At 62.5% G+C, this 18701-nt stretch carries 16 protein-coding genes; 5 read left to right on the top strand and 11 right to left on the bottom strand.

Translation table 11 applies throughout. The features are described from left to right. Positions 1–93 precede the first annotated feature (93 nt). Positions 94–1188 (bottom strand): MBL fold metallo-hydrolase, encoded by a 1095-nt coding sequence (locus tag R6G97_RS09190; protein ID WP_182942414.1) that lies wholly within the window; start codon positions 1186–1188, stop codon positions 94–96. Positions 1189–1489: 301 nt separating this feature from the next. On the opposite strand from R6G97_RS09190, the gene R6G97_RS09185 reads away from it, so the two are divergent. Further along, a complete protein-coding gene (locus R6G97_RS09185) occupies positions 1490–4072 on the top strand; it encodes a bifunctional diguanylate cyclase/phosphodiesterase (RefSeq protein WP_317848012.1) in 2583 nt (860 codons plus the stop codon). 9 nt (positions 4073–4081) lie between these two features. Here R6G97_RS09185 and R6G97_RS09180 read toward each other — a convergent pair whose 3' ends face one another. After that, positions 4082–4402, bottom strand: coding sequence for a DUF2025 family protein (locus R6G97_RS09180; RefSeq protein ID WP_043215770.1), 321 nt, complete (start codon positions 4400–4402; stop codon positions 4082–4084). Between the two features lie 175 nt (positions 4403–4577). Here R6G97_RS09180 and R6G97_RS09175 point away from each other — a divergent pair, with 175 nt between their 5' ends. Then, entirely contained in the window at positions 4578–5792 is a 1215-nt protein-coding gene (locus tag R6G97_RS09175; protein WP_090345093.1) for a GAF domain-containing sensor histidine kinase, read from the top strand. Here R6G97_RS09175 and R6G97_RS09170 read toward each other — a convergent pair. Continuing rightward, positions 5731–6648: a LysR family transcriptional regulator gene (locus R6G97_RS09170; RefSeq protein WP_102081851.1), complete on the bottom strand. Its 918-nt coding sequence runs from the start codon at positions 6646–6648 to the stop codon at positions 5731–5733. The two genes, R6G97_RS09175 and R6G97_RS09170, sit on opposite strands and share 62 nt — an antisense overlap. Positions 6649–6762: 114 nt before the next feature. Between R6G97_RS09170 and R6G97_RS09165 the strand changes: the two genes are divergently transcribed. After that, entirely contained in the window at positions 6763–7521 is a 759-nt protein-coding gene (locus R6G97_RS09165; protein ID WP_317848011.1) for an SDR family NAD(P)-dependent oxidoreductase, read from the top strand. Positions 7522–7529: 8 nt separating this feature from the next. Here the strand turns inward: R6G97_RS09165 and R6G97_RS09160 are convergent, their stop codons facing one another. From R6G97_RS09160 to R6G97_RS09130, 7 genes are all read right to left on the bottom strand, one after another. Further along, positions 7530–8396 (bottom strand): efflux RND transporter periplasmic adaptor subunit, encoded by an 867-nt coding sequence (locus tag R6G97_RS09160; RefSeq protein ID WP_070575119.1) that lies wholly within the window; start codon positions 8394–8396, stop codon positions 7530–7532. A gap of 12 nt (positions 8397–8408) precedes the next feature. Next, positions 8409–8615, bottom strand: a complete 207-nt coding sequence (locus R6G97_RS09155) for a DUF1656 domain-containing protein (RefSeq protein WP_043215762.1) — start codon at positions 8613–8615, stop codon at positions 8409–8411. Beyond that, on the bottom strand, positions 8602–10590 hold the full coding sequence (locus R6G97_RS09150; protein WP_317848010.1) for an FUSC family protein: 1989 nt from the start codon (positions 10588–10590) through the stop codon (positions 8602–8604). Before R6G97_RS09150 ends, R6G97_RS09155 begins: the two co-directional genes overlap by 14 nt. Positions 10591–10799: 209 nt before the next feature. Beyond that, positions 10800–10916: a cytochrome c oxidase subunit CcoM gene (gene ccoM, locus R6G97_RS09145; RefSeq protein ID WP_043215106.1), complete on the bottom strand. Its 117-nt coding sequence runs from the start codon at positions 10914–10916 to the stop codon at positions 10800–10802. A gap of 134 nt (positions 10917–11050) precedes the next feature. Then, positions 11051–11209 (bottom strand): hypothetical protein, encoded by a 159-nt coding sequence (locus tag R6G97_RS09140; RefSeq protein ID WP_090345081.1) that lies wholly within the window; start codon positions 11207–11209, stop codon positions 11051–11053. 60 nt (positions 11210–11269) lie between these two features. After that, positions 11270–11599 (bottom strand): aspartate-semialdehyde dehydrogenase, encoded by a 330-nt coding sequence (locus tag R6G97_RS09135; RefSeq protein ID WP_317848009.1) that lies wholly within the window; start codon positions 11597–11599, stop codon positions 11270–11272. A 105-nt stretch (positions 11600–11704) separates the two neighbouring features. Then, positions 11705–12403, bottom strand: coding sequence for a M949_RS01915 family surface polysaccharide biosynthesis protein (locus R6G97_RS09130; RefSeq protein WP_090345079.1), 699 nt, complete (start codon positions 12401–12403; stop codon positions 11705–11707). A 116-nt stretch (positions 12404–12519) separates the two neighbouring features. Between R6G97_RS09130 and rapA the strand changes: the two genes are divergently transcribed. Together rapA and R6G97_RS09120 are read left to right on the top strand one after the other, a co-directional pair. Continuing rightward, a complete protein-coding gene (gene rapA / locus R6G97_RS09125; RefSeq protein ID WP_317848008.1) occupies positions 12520–15366 on the top strand; it encodes an RNA polymerase-associated protein RapA in 2847 nt (948 codons plus the stop codon). Positions 15367–15593: 227 nt separating this feature from the next. Next, positions 15594–17858: a putative bifunctional diguanylate cyclase/phosphodiesterase gene (locus R6G97_RS09120; protein WP_102081847.1), complete on the top strand. Its 2265-nt coding sequence runs from the start codon at positions 15594–15596 to the stop codon at positions 17856–17858. Here the strand turns inward: R6G97_RS09120 and R6G97_RS09115 are convergent. Next, positions 17758–18645 carry an NAD(P)-dependent oxidoreductase gene (locus R6G97_RS09115; RefSeq protein WP_043215117.1) on the bottom strand — a complete coding sequence of 296 codons (888 nt, stop codon included), beginning with the start codon at positions 18643–18645 and terminating at the stop codon, positions 17758–17760. The genes R6G97_RS09120 and R6G97_RS09115 overlap by 101 nt on opposite strands. Between the last annotated feature and the right edge of the window lie 56 nt (positions 18646–18701).

Below are 18701 nucleotides of genomic sequence, written 5' to 3'. Positions count from 1 at the left end.
TTTGCGTTTCGACTACGTCGGAAGTGGGGCGCATTATAAGGGGATTCGAAACCCCGTCAACAGTTATTTCACAAAAACTTCAAAACAATGTCCTTAGCGTGTCACAACATCTCGTTCGATCATCCTGCCCCGCTCACGAACCGGCCGCGGCTGCCACCAGTTCTGTCCCTCATGCGGGGAATCCAGGCTGACCCGCTCACCCATTTGTGGCGTGGACAAACGCACCTGCGCTTGCGAGGCCAGGGCAACAATGCGCTCGAATGGCTCCTGCCATCCATGGATGGACAAGTCAAAGGTTCCATTATGAATTGGCAGCAACCAGCGCCCGCGCAGGTCAAGGTGGGCCTGTAAGCTCTGCTCCGGCTGCATGTGCACGTTGGGCCAGGCCAGGTTGTAGGCACCGGTTTCAATCAACGTCAGATCGAACGGCCCGTAGCGCTCGCCAATCCGACGGAAGCCGTCGAAATAGCCGGTATCTCCACTGAAGAACAGACGCAACGCTTCATCCATTACCACCCAGGACGCCCACAACCTGCGATTGCTGTCGAACAGACCACGTCCTGAAAAGTGCTGCGCCGGGGTTGCCGCCAAGCGAATGCCTTCAACCTCGATTTCCTCCCACCAATCCAGCTGACGCACCTTGGCTGCAGGCACCCCCCAACTGATCAAGAGATCTCCCACGCCAAGCGGTGTCAGAAACAACCCGGTACGTGGCGCCAGCTGGCGAATCGTCTGTTCATCGAGGTGATCGAAGTGGTCATGGGAAAGAATCACTGCGGTCAACGGCGGCAGCTCCTCCAGGCTCAGGGGCGGAGCATGGAAACGTAGCGGCCCAGCCCATTGCACGGGCGAGGCGCGCTCGGCGAACACCGGGTCAGTAATAAAGAAGCGTCCGCGCAGCTTGAGCAGTACCGTCGAATGCCCTAGGCGCCAGAGGCTGTGGTCCGGCGCATCAAGCACTTGTTGACGGGTCATCGGCTGCAGGCTGATGGATGCGGTCGGGCGTGTTCCGGGGGGCTTGCGCAGGAACAGGTACTTCAAGCCAATACGCAGTTTTTTCAGAGCGCCGTCCTGAGGCAGGATGGCCTGGTTATGAAAACGCCCATCCCGATGGGGCGCCGCCCCACCAGCGTTAGAGTCAAGGGGCAACATGAGCAGTAGCACTCCGACCAAAAGCAAGGCGTTCATGGTACTCCACAGTGATTGGCTTAACCGTGAAATAGCCTGCGAGGCCATTTTTCATCGATGAATTGATGCTGAACAACATTAATGCGGCTTATGCGATAAACGTGCCCCACACACAACAGTAGCGGGCTGGGCCCCTTACAGCCGACCCCAAGTCTCCCGAACAGTGCAGCCAAGCGCGAAAAACGTGACCAAGTGAATTTCTCCCAGGACGGCGCTGCCACGCGCAAGCTGGCCTATCCTGACTGAACCTGCCCCAGGCCGCCGCGCACCAGGGATGCAGTTCATCAAGGAGCTCTCGCGCATGGACAGGCATGTCGACTCTTCGCCCAGCACCCCTGCTCCGCGCTTGCAGGTTCGTCGCCTGATCATTGGTTTTTCCCTGCTGTTTATACTCGCCGCTCTGGTCACTCTAGGCGCACTGTTTAACATTGCCCGAATTCTCGATCGACAGGAGCAGGAACGCAGCACGTTCCAGGCTACCCAGGCCTTGGAACAACGACTGCAGGCTTCGCGTCAGTTCCTGTCCAGTTATGCGGTGTGGGATGCCGCCTACCAGCACTTGGCCGGCCAGGTCGATTGGCATTGGGCTTACGAAGAGAAGAACATCGGCGATTCACTGTACACCGCCAGTGGTTACGAAGGCGTCTTCGTGGTGGACGACCAGCGCACCACTTATGCCCTGCTCAGAGGAAATCCGACCGACTCGCCGGCCAGCGACCTCATCGATGGACCTTTGGCGGCGATTATCACCGAGGCCCGCGCGGCGACCCCTGCTCGGGAACAGGTGACCCAGTTTGTGTTGCTCGACGGTTCACCGGCCGTGCTCAGCGCCGCCGCCGTACGCCCGGACAAAGACGTCGAGCCAAGCGAGGTGGACGACGCACCGGTGATGCTGTTCGTCGATGAACTGACCGGACCGAAGCTCTCCCAGCTCGGTAAAGGCGCCGGCCTGACCGACCTGCACCTGGAAAAGGACGCGATCGATGCCCGCAGCCATCCTCGCATCACGCTGGGCGACACCGGCTACAGCCTGGCTTGGAGCAGCCCGCAACCGGGCAGGCAATTGCTTTGGGCGGTACTCCCGCCTCTGTCTGGGGCATTGCTGGTACTGGGGCTGGTGATGCTCTACCTGTTTCGCCAGGTGTTGCAGGGCTCGCGTGCCGTCGAGCTGAGCCTGCAACGCCTGCAGCAGAGCAACCAGGCCTTGGAGGCCAGCGAGCAGCGTTTTCGCGCCGTCGCTGAGGCAGCGTCCGATTGGATCTGGGAAACCGATCGCCAACAGCGCCTGACCTACCTGTCCCAACGCTTCGTGCGAGTCACCGGCTACGCCGTCGAAGATTGGCTGGGCCAGCCGCTGAACCAACTACTGTCTTGCGACACCACTCCCCTCTCCTCCTGGCTGGACAGCCAGGCGCAGGCCGACCCGCAGCAGCTGGCCAACCTGCGTTGCGCCTACCGGGATCACAACGGCCAGAACCGTTATTGCCGGATCTCGGCTCGGCCGATCCTGTTCGAGGGCAAGCACAACGGTTTTCGCGGTACCGCCAGCGATATCACCGACGAAGTGGACGCCCATGCGCGTATCCAGCACCTTTCGATGCACGATGCCCTCACCGGCCTTGCCAATCGCAACAAGCTCGCCCGCCACCTGGAACAGGCGCTGCTGCGTGGCAGCGACGCGCCGCCACTGACTTTGCTGTTGTTGGATCTGGACAACTTCAAGCCGATCAACGACGCCCTTGGCCATGCCGCTGGCGATGCCGTGCTGCTGGAAGTCGCCACGCGCCTGCGCGATACCACCCGCGAAGGTGACCTGGTAGCACGCCTGGGCGGAGACGAGTTCGTATTGGTACTCAGTGGACTGGACAATCACAGCGAAGTCGATCGCTTCTGTGCCCGACTGATCGATCTGCTGCAGCAGCCCATCCTATTCGAAGACCAAGCACTGCACATCGGCGCCAGCCTCGGCATCGCCCAGAGCCGCGCCCAAGGCTACGATGCCGGGGAGCTGATACGCTGCGCCGACATCGCCCTTTACCAGGCCAAAGGCGAAGGCAAGCACACTTGGCGTTACTTCGATGCGCAGATGAATCAGCAGATCCAGTATCGCCGCCAATTGGAGAACGACCTTCGCCGCGCCCTGAAACACGAAGAATTCGTGCTTCACTATCAACCCCGGTATCGCCTGCGGGACCTTCAGATCGTTTCGGTCGAAGCGCTCCTGCGCTGGCAGCATCCCCAGGAAGGTCTGCTCGGCCCGGATACCTTCATTCCTCTAGCCGAACAAAGCGATCTCATTGTCGCCCTCGGCCGATGGGTACTGCGCGAGGCCTGCCAAAGCGCCCGAGACTGGCCCCAGGACCTGCTGGTTTCGGTCAATCTTTCGCCGGCGCAGTTTTCCCGTAGCAACGTAGTGGCGGATGTACGCGAAATCCTATTGGACACGGGTTTTCCGGCCCAGCGCCTGGAGCTGGAAATCACCGAAAACGTCATGCTCAACGACATCGAGGGCGCCCTAGGCACCATGCTCGCCCTCAAGGAGCTCGGCGTACGCCTGAACATGGACGATTTCGGCACCGGCTATTCTTCCCTGGGCTACTTGCGGACTTACCCGTTCGACAGCATCAAGATCGACAAGCGATTCATCGCAGGCCTAGGCAACCCGAGCGGCAACGATCGCGCCGTGGTTCAGGCAATCATCAACCTGGGCCGGGCCATGGGCCTGGAGGTGACCGCCGAAGGAGTGGAAACCGAGCAACAGCTCAAGCTGCTGGCCAAGGATCGCTGTGACGAAGTCCAGGGCTACTACCTGAGCCGCCCGCTGGATCGCCAGCATTTCGAGTGTTTGCTCAAGGCGCGCAGCGACCAGCGTGGCGCGCTCTGAGCCTTGCATTCAACGCAACCGGCGCTCGGCGATGATCTCCGGAAGATCCCCACGACGCAGGTAGAGGCGCAGCGGCTCGCCGATATTAAGCCGATCATCCACATGCTGGGCCAACAACAGTGCCAGGCGCTCGCGGCACAGGGCCATGCGGGCGCCTTGCACAGGGCGCCAGACGAATTCGCTGCAGGGTGTGATGCTTTCATCGGCCACATCCATGCCGAAGGCGTCTTCGCTAAAGCGCACGATATGGGTGCCGCGCTTGCCGTGGTAGCCGACGAAGCCGATGAGCTGGTCGGCGGCATTGCAGATATCCAGGGATGTGATGGTCATACGTACCTCGCAATTGATGTCGAAAGGACGCACGCCGGGCGGGAGCGGTCGCCTCTTCTCGGGCGACGCGCACGGCCAGCCTAGCGCAAGTGGCAGACCGTTCGCCAAGTTTTTCCATGCTCCCACCATCGGCCCGCTAGACTGATCTTCCTACCGCCACGGACATCGGACCGTCATGGCCATCGACCTCAGTGCCGACATCGCCATCATTGGCCGCATCAACGCCGTTCCGGCCATCCTGCAAGTGATCTGCGAGACCACAGGCCTGCGTTTTGCTGCCGTAGCACGGGTCACCGAGAACAATTGGGTCGCCTGCGCCGTGCTGGACAACCTGGGCATGGGCCTGCGACCTGGTGATGAACTGGACGTGACCACTACCCTGTGCCAGGAAACCCGCAGCAGCCAGCAGACCATCGTGATCGACCAAGCCAGCCTGGACGAGCAGTACTGCCAGCATCACGCACCGCGGATCTACCGCTTCGAAAGCTACATCTCGGTGCCGGTGCTGCGCACCGATGGCAGTTTCTTCGGCACCATCATCGCCTTCGACTCACAGCCCGCACCGCTCAAAGGCAGCGCAATCCAGCCCATGATGGAGTCCTTTGCCCGGCTGCTGGCGATCCAGATAGAAAGCGAACAAAGCGCCCAGCGCACCGAGCGCGCCCTTCAGAAGGAACGGGCCATGGCCGAAGTGCGCGAGCAGTTCATCGCCGTCCTCGGTCATGATCTGCGCAATCCGCTGTTCGCCATCACCGCCGGTGCCGAACTGCTCATCCAGCGCCTGCAGGATGAGCGTAACCGTGTCATCGCACGACACATCCTAACCTCCGGCAAACGTGCCTCGCAGTTGGTGCGTGATGTGCTGGACTTTGCCCGTGGTCGCCTCGGTGCCGGCATCACACTTAACGTGCAGCCCTGCCACGATCTGCATGGCGCGCTCAGCCACGTCGCCTCGGAATTGCAGCGTGTCCATCCGCAGCGCCAGATGGTGCTGAACATCGGCGATCTGGGCGGACTCTATTGCGACCGGGAACGAGTGATGCAGCTACTTTCCAATCTGATTGCCAATGCCCTGACCCACGGCGCCCCCGATGGGCCGGTGACCATCACCGCCGCCGTACGTGACGGCACTTTCGTGCTCAGCGTGCACAACTTGGGCGAGCCGATCCCGGCGCATACCCTGGCGCAATTGTTCCAGCCGTTTTCCCGGCCGCTCTCCAACAGGCCGCAACAAGGGCTGGGCCTTGGGCTGTACATCGCCAACCAGATTGCTCTGGCCCACGGTGGGCGTATGGACGTCGTGTCCAACCCGCAGACGGGGACGCTGTTCAGTTTTCGTCTGCCTGTGGATCGACCTGGGACGCCAGCACCTGGGCCAGCCAGTTCATGAACACCTGGACTCGGCGCGGTACATGCCGCTGCCGGGCGTACAGCAACGACACCGGCATGGCTTGGGCCTGAAACCCTTCCAGCACACAGACCAGCGCACCACTGCGCAGATGGTTGGCGACGCCCACAGCGGGCACCTGGATCAGCCCCAGGCCTGCCAGACAGGCCGCCGAGTAGGCTTCGGCGTTGTTCACGGTCACGGCACCCGTCATGGCCTGGACATGCACTTGTCCGTTGCGCTCGTATTCGAACCCTGGGCTGCGCGCGCCCAGGGTGCCGACGTAATGAACCAGGCGATGCTCAGCCAGATCCTCGAGGCTGCGCGGCTCACCGTAACGCGCCAGGTACCCTGGGCTTACGCAGTTGCGCATGCTCAATTGGCCAACCGGTCGCGCCACCACGTCCAGGTCGTTCAGCACACCAATTCGCAGCACACAGTCGAAGCCTTCGCGCAGTAGATCAACCCGCCGGTCCGTGCAACTGATCTCGACCTCCAGACGCGGGTAGCGATCCAGGAACCCAGGCAGCGCCGGAATGATCACTTGCCTGGCCATCATGGTCGGCAAATCGATGCGCAAACGCCCCGTCAGATCAACATCGTCAGCACGAAACAGCCCCTCGATTTCTTCCATGCCCGACAGCAGATTCTTGCTGCGCTCATACAACAGCATGCCGTCCTGAGTGGCCTGCACACGTCGGGTGGTGCGGTTGAACAGCCGGGTGCCCAGCAGATGCTCTAGCGCCCGAATCTGCTCAGACACTGTTGATCGCGGCAACCCCAGGCTGTCGCCGGCCAGGGTGAAACTGGACAGTTCACTGACCCTGACGAAAGTGCGCAGCAGCTCCAGCTTGTTCATTGAAACGTCGCTCATTGTCCAAAACATTCGAACAGTATTTCCATAAATACCGGATTTATCACCCCTGTGCAGACCAATAGTCTGTTACCCACAGCCATCAACGAGGTAACCGACATGACCCGCAAACTCGCTTTGATCACCGGCGCCAGCCGAGGCCTGGGCAAGAACACCGCAGAACACTTGGCCGCGCGAGGCATCGACATCATCGGCACCTTCCACAGCAAGGCCGACAAAGCCCAAGCGCTCGCACGCCGCCTGGAACAGGCCGGAGTGAAAGCCGCCATGCTGCAATTGGATGTGAGTGACAACGCCAATTTCGCGACCTTCGCCGAGCGTGTAGGCCAGACCCTGCGACAGCACTTTGGCCGGGAGCGTTTCGACTATCTTGTAAACAATGCCGGCATCGGGCTGAACGTGCCGTTCACCGAGACCAGCGAGGCCCAGTTCGACCAGTTGCTCAACATCCAGCTCAAAGGGCCGTACTTCCTGACCCAGCGCCTGTTGCCGCTGATGGTCGATGGCGGGCGCATCGTCAATATCTCCACCGGCCTGACCCGCTTCGCCCTGCCTGGCTATGCCGCCTACGCGGCCATGAAAGGTGCGATGGAGGTGCTGACCCGCTACCAGGCCAAGGAGCTAGGAGCCCGGGGCATTCGTGTGAACATCCTGGCCCCTGGGGCGATCGAGACAGACTTCGGCGGTGGCGTGGTTCGCGACAACCAGCAGGTCAATGACTTCATTGCCGGTAACACAGCCCTGGGCCGGGTCGGTCTGCCCGATGACATCGGCGCGGCAATCGCCCTGCTGCTCGAAGACGGCAACGGCTGGATTACCGGCCAACGGCTGGAAGTATCCGGCGGCATGTTCCTCTAAGCCGGCGCTCAGCGCTGCGCCTGCTCATGAACCTGCACGCTGGCCGTCATGCCCGCGCTCAGGTTCATGCCCTCCGGGATCTGGTCAAGACGAATGCGCACCGGGATCCGTTGGGCCAGGCGCACCCAGTTGAAGGTCGGCTCGACCTCCGGCAGCAACTGGCTGTCGGGATTGCTGTTGCTGTCGGTGATGCCGCGGCTGATGCTTTCCACGTGCCCATCGATCGACTCACCTGCGCCCATCAACCAGACTTTGACCGGGTCGCCCACGCGAATGCGCGGCAGCTTGGTCTCCTCGAAATAGGCCTGGATATAAAAAGTCGAATCGTCCACCAAGGCCATCACCGATTGCCCGGTGTTGACGTAGTTGCCCTGGGCCAGACGCAGGTTGGTGATGTGCCCGCTGCGCGGCGCACGCACTTCGCTGCGGTCCAGGTTTATCTTGGCCACCTGCAGCTGTGCCTGGGCTTCGTGCAGTTCACCACGGGCGATCGCCGCGTTGATCTGGGCGTTCTCGCGCAGCTCAGCGCTGATGGCCTCTGGGCCGAGCGCAGTGCGCCGGGCCGCCTCGCGCTCACGCAGGCGCAATTGCTGGGCACGGGTTTCGGCCACAGCGCTGGCTTGGTCGTAGGCGGCCTGGAAGCGCTCGCGGTCGATGTTCATTAGCACATCGCCGGCCTTGACCTGCTGATTATCATGGACCTTCAGCTCGCGTACCCATCCGGAGACGTCCGGGGCGATGACCACCACGTCCGCGCGGACCCGTGCGTCCCGCGTCCAGGGGGTGAGCATGTAGTACTGCCAGAGCTGGTAACCGGCGAACACCGCCAGCGCCACCACACACAGGGTGACCAGGGTACGTACGGCTGTACGCATGGACTTCACTCCTTACAAAGGCCCTAGCAGGTGCACCACCAGGGACAGAACACAAACGAACAATGCGGCATCGAACAATGCTTCGTGCCAGATCCAGCGCCCCAAAGGCGTGGCCTGCACCACCAGACGCAGCAATCCGGTAAGCGCCAGGGCCATCAGCACATAGACCAGAAACGGGCTGAGCAACACGCCGCCCAGCGCCCACTCACGCAAGCCCATGGATTTCCTCCTGCCGGCGGCACCAGTTGCCCCAGCTTCTTTGCAGTTGCAGCACCGCGCCAATTGCCAGGTGTAGCGGGTCGCTTGGCGGCTGGCGACGCAGGGCCTCGATGAATTGCTCGCTGGCCGCGTCCAGGCGCTGACCACGGCCCGGCGCCGGGCCGCTGGCGAGCACTGCTTCCAACTGTTGCAAGTAATGACGCTCGGCTGCAGCCAACGGCGCCTGAGCGACGGCAAGGCACATGCGCAGATGCACCAGCTCATCGCCGATATCCAGGCCGTGCAACCCATCGTCCCAACGCTTGCGCTCAGCCTCCGGCAGCTCGCTGGCGTGTCGCGCCAGCTGCATCAGACGGTCGGCCATGCGCCCGCCGAACCAGCTATCGGCTCCCCGCAGGTCACGGCGGGTCAGGCGCACCAGATCGCCCTGAGTCGCCTTGCGCAGACGCCGACCGAGCCAGGCCGGATGACGCAGCACCAGCAGCCGAAACGCCAACACCGCCGCCCCCACACCGATCAACATGGCCTGGGCGCTGTTGAGCATGGCAGCCACATCGAAATGCATGGTGTTCAGTGGCGCCACCAGCACGATGAAATGCAGGCAATAAGAGGTCGCCGTGGCGCCTGTGCGCGGGTGCGCCATGCCCAAAGCACCGAAGAACAGCGGCACGCCCATCCCGAGGCATAGCATCGCGAAGCTGCTCCACTGTGGCAGGAGGATCTGTCCCACCAGAAACGCCACTGGGATTGCCAGGAGAATCCCGCGCAGGAAACTCAGCCCGATCTGCGCACCGTTCTCACGGCTGGCGAACAAACTGCAGACCACACAAGTGAGCACCAATCCACCCGGTGCCGCCGGCCATGCAGTGGCCAGCCAGAAACTGCTCATGGCCAGGAACGCCAAGGCGCTGCGCGACCCAAACAACAGCGCCAACGGCAAATCCCGGTGAGCGGCCAGGCTCTGGGACACTTCTTTGGGAGCCCTGCCCTGCTCCACGTCCTGCAAAGCCTGGGTCGCAGCCATGGCAAAATCCAGCAACAGAGTCAGGCGCGCCAGGCAGTAATGCTCGGCAGAGCTGATCTGCCCGTCATGGGCTGCATCCCAGAGGCGCTGGCGCAACAGCAGCAGGTTCGCGGGTTCAGGCGCGATCAACTGTGCGCGAACCTCTTCCAGCCATGGCGCCAGCCGACCGGCCTCGGTCTCGTCAAGCTGGCTCCATTGGCGCCGCACCGATCGCGAAATACGCAGCAGCATCATCAATTTCTGGCTCAATCCACGAATGGCCCGGGCGCGCTGACGGCCGCGGTGTCCTTCGAACCAGGCGTGTTCGCGCTGGGCATCGATGGCAACGATTCGTCCCAGAATTTCCAACAGCCCCTTACGCGCTTCGTCTTCGCCACCGAGCATGGCACTGCACGCCTGCAGGCCGTTCTGCCAGGCCTGGCGTGCCTGGCCTGCGAGCTGCTGTTCGACCCGCAGCGGCCAGAGCAAGGCGCTGGTGGCGGTGGCGCAGACGATCCCCAGGCAGATCTCCGTGCAGCGTGCCACCGCCTGGTCGAACACTTGCAGCGGATGGTTGATCGCCGGCAAGGCGATGATCGCAACGGTATAGCCGGCCAGCACGAAGGCGTAAGCCCAGGCGCTACGTAACTGGGTGGACGCCGCCGTACACAGCGCCAACCACAACGCCAAAGTGAGCAGGAACAACCACGGTGTCTGGGCGAACAGCCCCATGAACACCACCGACATGAACGTGCCTACCAGGGTCCCGGCCAACCGGGCCAGGCCCTTCTGCACCACCATGCCAGACAGCGGCTGGGCCACGATGAAAGCCGTCATCAACGCCCAGGAAGGCTGCTCCAGGCCGCAACGCATGGCCAGCCACAGCGCCAGCCCCCCACCGAGCAAGGTCTTGATGGCGAACTTGACAGCGAGGGGGGTGGGAGCAAAAAGGGCCGTGAGGGTGATGGGCACGGAATCGGGCCTTGCGCAGCGGTAATGGATGAAAGATAGACAACGGCGCAAGGATAAAGCGGAATCGTTTAATTAGCTAGCTAAGCATCATTCTGGATCCACTCCCGCTCCATCTGCATCAGCAGTTACGCGGATAGCGAAAACACAGGCAAAAAAATGGGCGACCGAAGTCGCCCTAAATGCCTTGCGTGCTCGTGAATCGGGAAGGATCAGCGCGACTTGCGCTTGCTCGAGTCCTTCCAGATGAAAATGCCCAGACCGGCGAAGAACACCAACATCAACCCGACCGTTACCACACCGGCGATAACCACGTTGTCGAAGAACATGTCGGCCTCCCGTTCGTTTGCCGTTGTCCGATGGATGCAAGGTAACGAATGCGGGAGTGGAAAAAATTGACGGGCGTCAATGGTGCCCGGGGGCGGGCACGCGAGGCGTGTACAGATTTGACATGCGTCAAATTTCAGCGTTTTTTCGGCTTGCCCTTGGGCTTCTTCTTGGATTTGCCCAACGGCATGGCCTGTTCGAAGGCCTGGCGCACTTCGTTCAGGCGCTTTTCCTTGAGGTCATGGATGCGCTTGCTGCGCTCGGCATCGAAATCGATCAGGTTGTCTTGGCTCATGGCAGGCTCGACTGACAGCAGAGGCTTGCATGATGAAGCCTGACGCCGATGCTGACCAGCTCAGACTTCGATATCCACCAGCAGCCCCTGGCGCGGTCGCTCGCCCAGCGGCGATACCGGTACAGTGTTGTCGGCGTTAAGCTCATCATCCGGCACGGCGCTGAACGGCTCGTCCTGACCTTTTTGCTGACGCTGCTGTTGTTGCCGGCGTTGCTCTTCGCGCAACAACAGGGCCTGCTCCTGCGGGTCGCGCTGGTGACGCAGATTGATGGTGCCGTCGCTCGAGCTGGGCTGCGCGGGGACCACCGGCGGAATGGGCGGGGTCTGTTTGACCGGATCCTGTTGCGAAGTCACCGGTGCGGCGCTGAGCGGAATGATGGGCGGCAGCATGGAAATCGTCTCCTGTTACCCTTGTATCGGCCAACGCCCGGCCGCCTTGAGCGACCGCTCGCAAGCCCCTTCATGGTCAGGTGCCCGGAGTATAGGACACCGCCTTCATTGGACCTCGACGTCATCTTCGGTCGGCTCATCGGCCGATGGACTGGTTTCGCTCCAGGGCCGCTTGTAGACCTGCTGCCACACCGCATCCATATGATCGCGCAACACCTGCGGCGCACTCTTGAGCGAGGCGCTGTCCTCGCGCTCGCCGCCGACTGGTTCCTCACCGGCCGGCGTGATCAGTGACTGGCCGGTAATGCTGTAGACCGCCTGCCCTTCGCGCATCTCGATGGCGATGTCATGGGGATCGATACCGCCACCACAGAAGGCATGGCTGGCCACGGTCAGTTCGGCGACGCCATCTTTGTTCAGGTCGCTGACATCACTGACATCGGTGTAGAAGTCCACGTCCAGATCCAACCCCGGGCAACTGGTCTCCTGTTCGATCTGCCAGCGGGACTTGAACGCATCCGCCTGCGCGCTACGCCCATAGAGGGTGGCCTTGAGCACCACCTTGTCGACTTCCTGCTCGGTTTCGGCGTCGGTGGCCTGGCCGTCGGTTCGGCTGAGCACCAGCAGGCCTTCGCCGTCACGGTCACGGAAATGCACGCTCTTGATCGGGGTCTGCACGCCCAGCACTTCCAGCTGCTCGGCGGGAATCGGCGGCAAGGTCTCGAAGTTTTTCTGGTCACAGGCAGCCAGCAACAAACTGCTCAGGGCCAGGGAGGCATACAACCAGCGGTGCTTGGCAAGCATGGTGGCGTGGGGCCCTCGTTGTGCAACGGTATTCGTCGATGAACAGCTAGACTCTTTGGTCTAACCGGCCCTATCCGTTAACATAGCCGGCTTTTCATCGCGGGAGTTCAGGCAGTATGGCGCAGCAGTATCAACCGGGGCAACGCTGGATCAGTGACAGCGAAGCCGAGCTCGGCCTGGGGACCATCCTGGCGCAGGATGGCCGCCTGCTGACCGTGCTCTACCCGGCCACTGGCGACACCCGCCAGTATTCCCTGCGCAATGCGCCGCTGACCCGCGTGCGCTTCTCGCCTGGCGACCAGATCACTCATTTCGAGGGTTGGAAGCTGACCGTGCGCGAGGTCGAGGACGCCGATGGCCTTCTGGTCTACCACGGCCTCGACGGTCAGAACCAAGCGCGAGTCCTGCCGGAGACCCAGCTGTCCAACTTCATCCAGTTCCGTCTGGCCAGCGACCGCCTGTTCGCCGGGCAGATCGACCCGCTGTCGTGGTTCTCCCTGCGCTACAACACCTTGCAGCACACCAGCAAACAGATGCTCTCGACCCTGTGGGGTCTGGGCGGCTGCCGCGCCCAGCCGATCGCGCACCAGTTGCACATCGCCCGTGAAGTGGCTGACCGCATTGCGCCACGGGTACTGCTGGCCGACGAAGTAGGCCTGGGCAAGACCATCGAAGCAGGCCTGGTGATCCATCGCCAGCTGCTCTGCGGGCGCGCCAGCCGCGTGCTGATCCTGGTGCCGGAAAACCTGCAGCATCAGTGGCTGGTGGAAATGCGTCGGCGCTTCAACCTGCAAGTGGCGCTGTTCGATGCGGAGCGCTTCATCGAAAGCGACGCCAGCAACCCGTTCGAAGACGCCCAGCTCGCGCTGGTGGCGCTGGAGTGGCTGGTCGAAGACGAGAAGGCCCAGGACGCTCTGTTCGCCGCTGGCTGGGACCTGATGGTCGTCGACGAAGCGCACCACCTGGTCTGGCACGAAGAACAGGCAAGCCCCGAGTACGCCTTGGTCGAGCAACTGGCCCAGGTCATCCCGGGCGTGCTGCTGCTCACCGCCACTCCCGAGCAATTGGGCCAGGACAGCCACTTCGCCCGCCTGCGCCTGCTCGACTCCAACCGTTTCCATGACCTGGCCGCCTTCCGCGCCGAGAGCGAGCACTATCGCCCGGTTGCCGAAGCCGTTCAGGAACTGCTCGACGAAGGCCGTCTGTCACCCAAGGCCCACGCCACCATCGAAGGCTTCCTCGGTGCCGAGGGCGAAGCGCTGCTGGCCGCTGTCACCGACGGCGACAGCCAGGCCAGCGCACGCCTGATCCGCGAGCTGCTCGATCGCCACGGTACCGGCCGCGTGCTGTTCCGTAACACTCGCGCGGCGATCCAGGGCTTCCCGGAGCGCCAGCTGCACCCCTACCCATTGGCCAATCCGGCGCAATACCACGATCTGCCGAGCGGCGAACGTGCCGAGCTCTATCCGGAAGTGGCCTTCCAGGCCCAGGGCGAAACCAGCGACGACGAGCGTTGGTGGCGCTTCGATCCGCGGGTCGACTGGCTGATCGACACCCTCAAGATGCTCAAGCGCACCAAAGTGTTGGTGATCTGCGCCCACGCCGAGACCGCCATGGACCTGGAAGACGCCCTGCGCGTGCGCTCCGGCATTCCGGCCACGGTGTTCCACGAGGGTATGAGTATCCTGGAGCGCGACCGCGCCGCTGCCTACTTCGCCGACGAAGAGTTTGGCGCCCAGGTGCTGATCTGCTCGGAAATCGGCAGCGAAGGCCGCAACTTCCAGTTCGCCCACCACCTGGTCATGTTCGATCTGCCGGCCCACCCCGATCTGCTCGAGCAGCGCATCGGCCGCCTGGACCGTATCGGCCAGAAACACACCATCGAGCTGCACATCCCCTACCTGCAGGACAGCCCGCAGGAGCGCCTGTTCCAGTGGTACCACCGGGGCCTTAACGCCTTCCTGGCCACCTGCCCGACGGGTAACGCCTTGCAGCACCAGTTCGGCCCGCGCCTGCTGCAGCTGCTCGAAGGGGGCGATAGCAAGGCCTGGGAGGCGCTGGTAGATGAAGCCCGTGCAGAGCGCGAGCGTCTGGAAGCCGAGCTGCACAGCGGCCGCGACCGGCTACTGGAGCTCAACTCCGGTGGTGCGGGCGAAGGTCAGGCGCTGGTGGAGGCGATTCTCGAACAGGACGACCAGTTCGCCCTGCCGATCTATATGGAAACCCTGTTCGACGCCTTTGGCATCGACAGCGAAGACCACTCGGAAAACGCGCTGATCCTCAAGCCGAGCGAGAAGATGCTCGACGCCAGCTTCCCGCTGGGCGACGACGAAGGCGTGACCATAACCTATGACCGCAACCAGGCGCTCTCGCGCGAGGACATGCAGTTCCTGACCTGGGAACACCCGATGGTCCAGGGCGGCATGGATCTGGTGCTGTCCGGTTCCATGGGCAACACCGCGGTGGCGCTGATCAAGAACAAGGCGCTCAAGCCTGGCACCGTGCTGCTCGAGCTGCTCTATGTCAGTGAAGTGGTCGCCCCTCGCAGCCTGCAGCTGGGTCGTTACCTGCCTTCGGCGGCCCTGCGCTGCCTGCTCGATGCCAACGGCAACGACCTGAGCCCTCGTGTGGCTTTCGAAACCCTCAATGACCAGTTGGAAAGCGTGCCCAAGGCCAGCGCCAACAAGTTCGTCCAAGCCCAGCGCGATGTACTGGCCAAGCGCATCGCCAGCGGCGAAGCCAAGGTCATGCCTAGCCATGTAGAGCGCGTGGCCGAGGCGCAGCGCCGCCTGGCCGCCGAAGCTGACGAAGAACTGGCCCGCCTGACCGCGCTCAAGGCCGTCAACCCGAGCGTACGCGACAGCGAAATCGACGCCCTGCGCAAGCAGCGCGAAGAAGGCCTGGCCATGCTGGAAAAAGCCGCCCTGCGCCTGGAGGCGATCCGCGTCCTGGTCGCGGGCTGAGCTGCATCCTCGCGCAGGCTTCGCCAGCGCCTACCGTGTTTCGACGACTTGTAGGCGCTGGCGCTCACCGCCAAGCTTAAATCCGCGCGCTATTAAGCCAATATCCAAATGGTTGAAATCAAAGTGCCATTAATCAGGAAGGCTTAACCACTCATTTCTATACTGCTGCAGAACGGTCTCCACCGGCTTTTTTGGGGACGAGTGCGAACTCGACGAAGAGGCATGCAATGGAGTGGTTGGGACTGCAATTGTTCGCCAAGCTGCCAACTACCGGCCAGATCTTCCTGGACTGCCGCCATGACCCCCTGCTGGTTCTGCTGGCCTATGGGGTGGCCTGCATTGCCTGTTTCGCGACGCTGGACATGGCCGAACGCCAGAGCCAGAGCGAAGACCCCATGGCCCGACGGCAATGGCGTGTGCTGGGCGCCTGTTGTCTGGCCGCCGGCATTTGGGCGCTGCACTTCATCAGCACACTGGCCTTGCAGGCACCGGTCGATATTCGCTACGACGTGCCGATGACCGGCTTGTCACTGCTGATCGCCCTGCTCACCGCCTGGTTCGCGATGAACAGTCTCGATCGGGACGAAATGCGTCTGGGCCATTACGTGCAAAGCGCCCTGCTGACCGGGCTGGGCATCGTGCTCATGCATTTCGCGGGGATGGCGGGCCTTAAGATCAACGCCAACCAATTCTACGAACCCGTCCTGACGTTCCTGGCGCTGGCCGTCACCCTCGGCGCCAGCCTGCTGGTGCTGTCGATGGGACGTTTTTTCAGCCGAGGCAGCGGCACCCTGCATCTGGCCAGCAAGTACGCCGCCAGCCTGCTGATAGCAGGCGGCCTGATCGGCACGCATTTCATCAACATGGCTGCCATGACGCTGGTGGTTCCCGTCGACACTGCCTTGCGTCTGCCTTCGGCCGACAACAGTCTGCAATTGGGCCTGACCGTCGCCTTGATTACCCTTCTGATCAGCGGTAGCAGCATCAGCGCCGCCTTGTCCGACAGAAAACTGCAGAGCAAAGAGCACGACCTGCGTCGGGTCAATGTCCTGCTCAGCCAATTGGACCAGGCGCGCGCCTCCCTGCAGCAGGCCGCCCATTACGATGCCCTTACCAACCTGGTCAACCGCCGCGGTTTCAACCAAGTCTTCGCCGAACGCCTGTGTGAACACGCCAACAGCGAAAACCGGCTGGCGGTGATGTTCCTGGACATCGATCATTTCAAACGGATCAACGACAGCCTTGGCCACGCCGCAGGCGACGAGCTGCTCAAGGTCATCGCCGGCCACATCAAGGCCGCAACCCGTAACCAGGATCTGGTAGCCCGTTTTGGCGGAGACGAGTTCTGCATCGTCACCAGCCTCAACAACCGCGACGAAGCACGCCACCTGGCCCAGCGCATCATGCAGAGAATGAAGGACCCGATCGACCTAGGCGGCCGGCGCATGGTCATGACCACCAGCATCGGCATCAGCATCTTCCCTGATGACGGACGCACGGCCGAAGAGCTGCTCAAGAATGCCGATCTGGCGCTGTACCAATCCAAGGGTTGCGGGCGCAACAGCCTGAACTTCTTCAACAGCAGCCTGAAGACGCGCGCGACACTGGAGTTGCAACTGGAAGAAGAGCTGCGCGTGGCCCTGCTCGAAGAGCGAGGACTGTGCGTTCACTACCAGCCGATCTTCGACCTGCACAATGGCCAGGTCGCAAAGCTCGAAGCCCTGGTGCGCTGGCAGCACCCCCAGCACGGCCTGCTCAGCCCGGACCGTTTCATCGGTATCGCCGAAACCAACGGTTTGATCGCCGACCTGGACTTGTGGGTACTGCGCCGGGCGTGTCATGACCTGGCGCAGCTCAATCACCACGGCTATAGCAACCTCAAGGTCACGGTCAATTGCTCGGCGGTGACCCTTGGCCGCGAGGAGTTGCCCAATGAAGTGGAAAGGGCGCTGTTCCAGGCCGGCGTGTCCGCTCGTCAACTGGAGCTGGAAGTTACCGAGAATGCCTTGATGGGCGATATCCAGCGGGTCGTCAGCCTGCTCAAGCGCATCCGCGCCCAAGGCGTAGCCCTGTCGATCGATGATTTCGGCACTGGATATTCATCACTGGCCTACCTCAGGCGCCTGCCGCTGGACGTACTCAAGATCGATCGGTCGTTTATCCAGGACGTGCCGGGGAGCCAGAAGGATCGCGAGATTGTCCAGGCGATCATCATCATGGCCCACACCCTGCACCTGCAGGTCGTCACCGAGGGCGTCGAGACCACCGAGCAGCATGCCTTCCTCGCCGCCCACGGTTGTGATTTCCTGCAGGGCTACCTGCTCAGCCGCCCGGTGCCCCTGGCCGAACTTCAGCCGATCCTCGAGCGCCTCGACGGCCAAGCGCCAACGTTCAGTCCTTGTTGCGATACAGCTCTACCAGTGTCGCCGGATCTTTTTGCAGATACCCCTGGCTACCGTGCAAGCGCATCAGTTGCGCAGCCAGGCCACTGACCGGTGTCGCCGAACCCTGCTCGCGCGAGAATTTCACTGCGGTATCCAGGTCCTTGAGTAGCGTGCGCACATGCCACTTGATCGGCTCGAACCGACTCTCAGCCATTTGAGGCGCCAGGATCTGCAGTGGCTTGGAGTCGGCAAAGCCCCCGGCCAGGGCCTCGGCGATCAGGCGAGCGTCAACGCCCGATTGCTCGGCCAGCGCGACAACCTCGGCGATGACCAGCGCGTTGCACGCCACGATCATCTGGTTGCAGGCCTTGGTCACCTGGCCTGCCCCCACACCGCCCATGTGCGTGACCCGCTGCCCCAGGGTCAACAACACTGGGCGCACGCGCTCCAGATCCTGCGCCTCGCCTCCCACCATGATCGCCAGCGTGCCGGCCTCGGCGCCCGGAGTACCGCCGGAGACCGGCGCATCCAGCCAGGCCATGCCGCACAGCGCGGCAAGCTCGGCCGCCATCTCACGGGTAGCGGTCGGCTCCAGGCTGGAGAAATCCACCAATAGCTGGCCGGCACGTCCGCCCTGGGCAATACCTTGCTCGCCGAATACCACCTCCCGCACCACAGCCGTATCGGCCAGACACAGCAGCACGATATCCGTGTCGCGGCACAACTCGGCGGGGCTGGCGGCTTGGCGCGCACCGGCCGCCACCAGTTCGGCGCACTTTTGCCGGTTGCGGTTCCAGACCGTCAACGGGTAACCCGCCGCTAGCAAGCGCTGGCACATCGGCAATCCCATCAGTCCGATTCCGGCGAACCCCAGCGAAGGCAATGCAGTACTCATGAACTACTCCAAGCAGACGATTAAAGAAGCATGACAAACAGACGATACAGTCGCGT

It is taken from the genome of Pseudomonas sp. HTZ2, from assembly GCF_033173945.1.
GTDB classification, from domain to species: Bacteria; Pseudomonadota; Gammaproteobacteria; order Pseudomonadales; family Pseudomonadaceae; genus Aquipseudomonas; species Aquipseudomonas guariconensis.
This window is presented reverse-complemented; position numbering and strand designations above follow the sequence as displayed.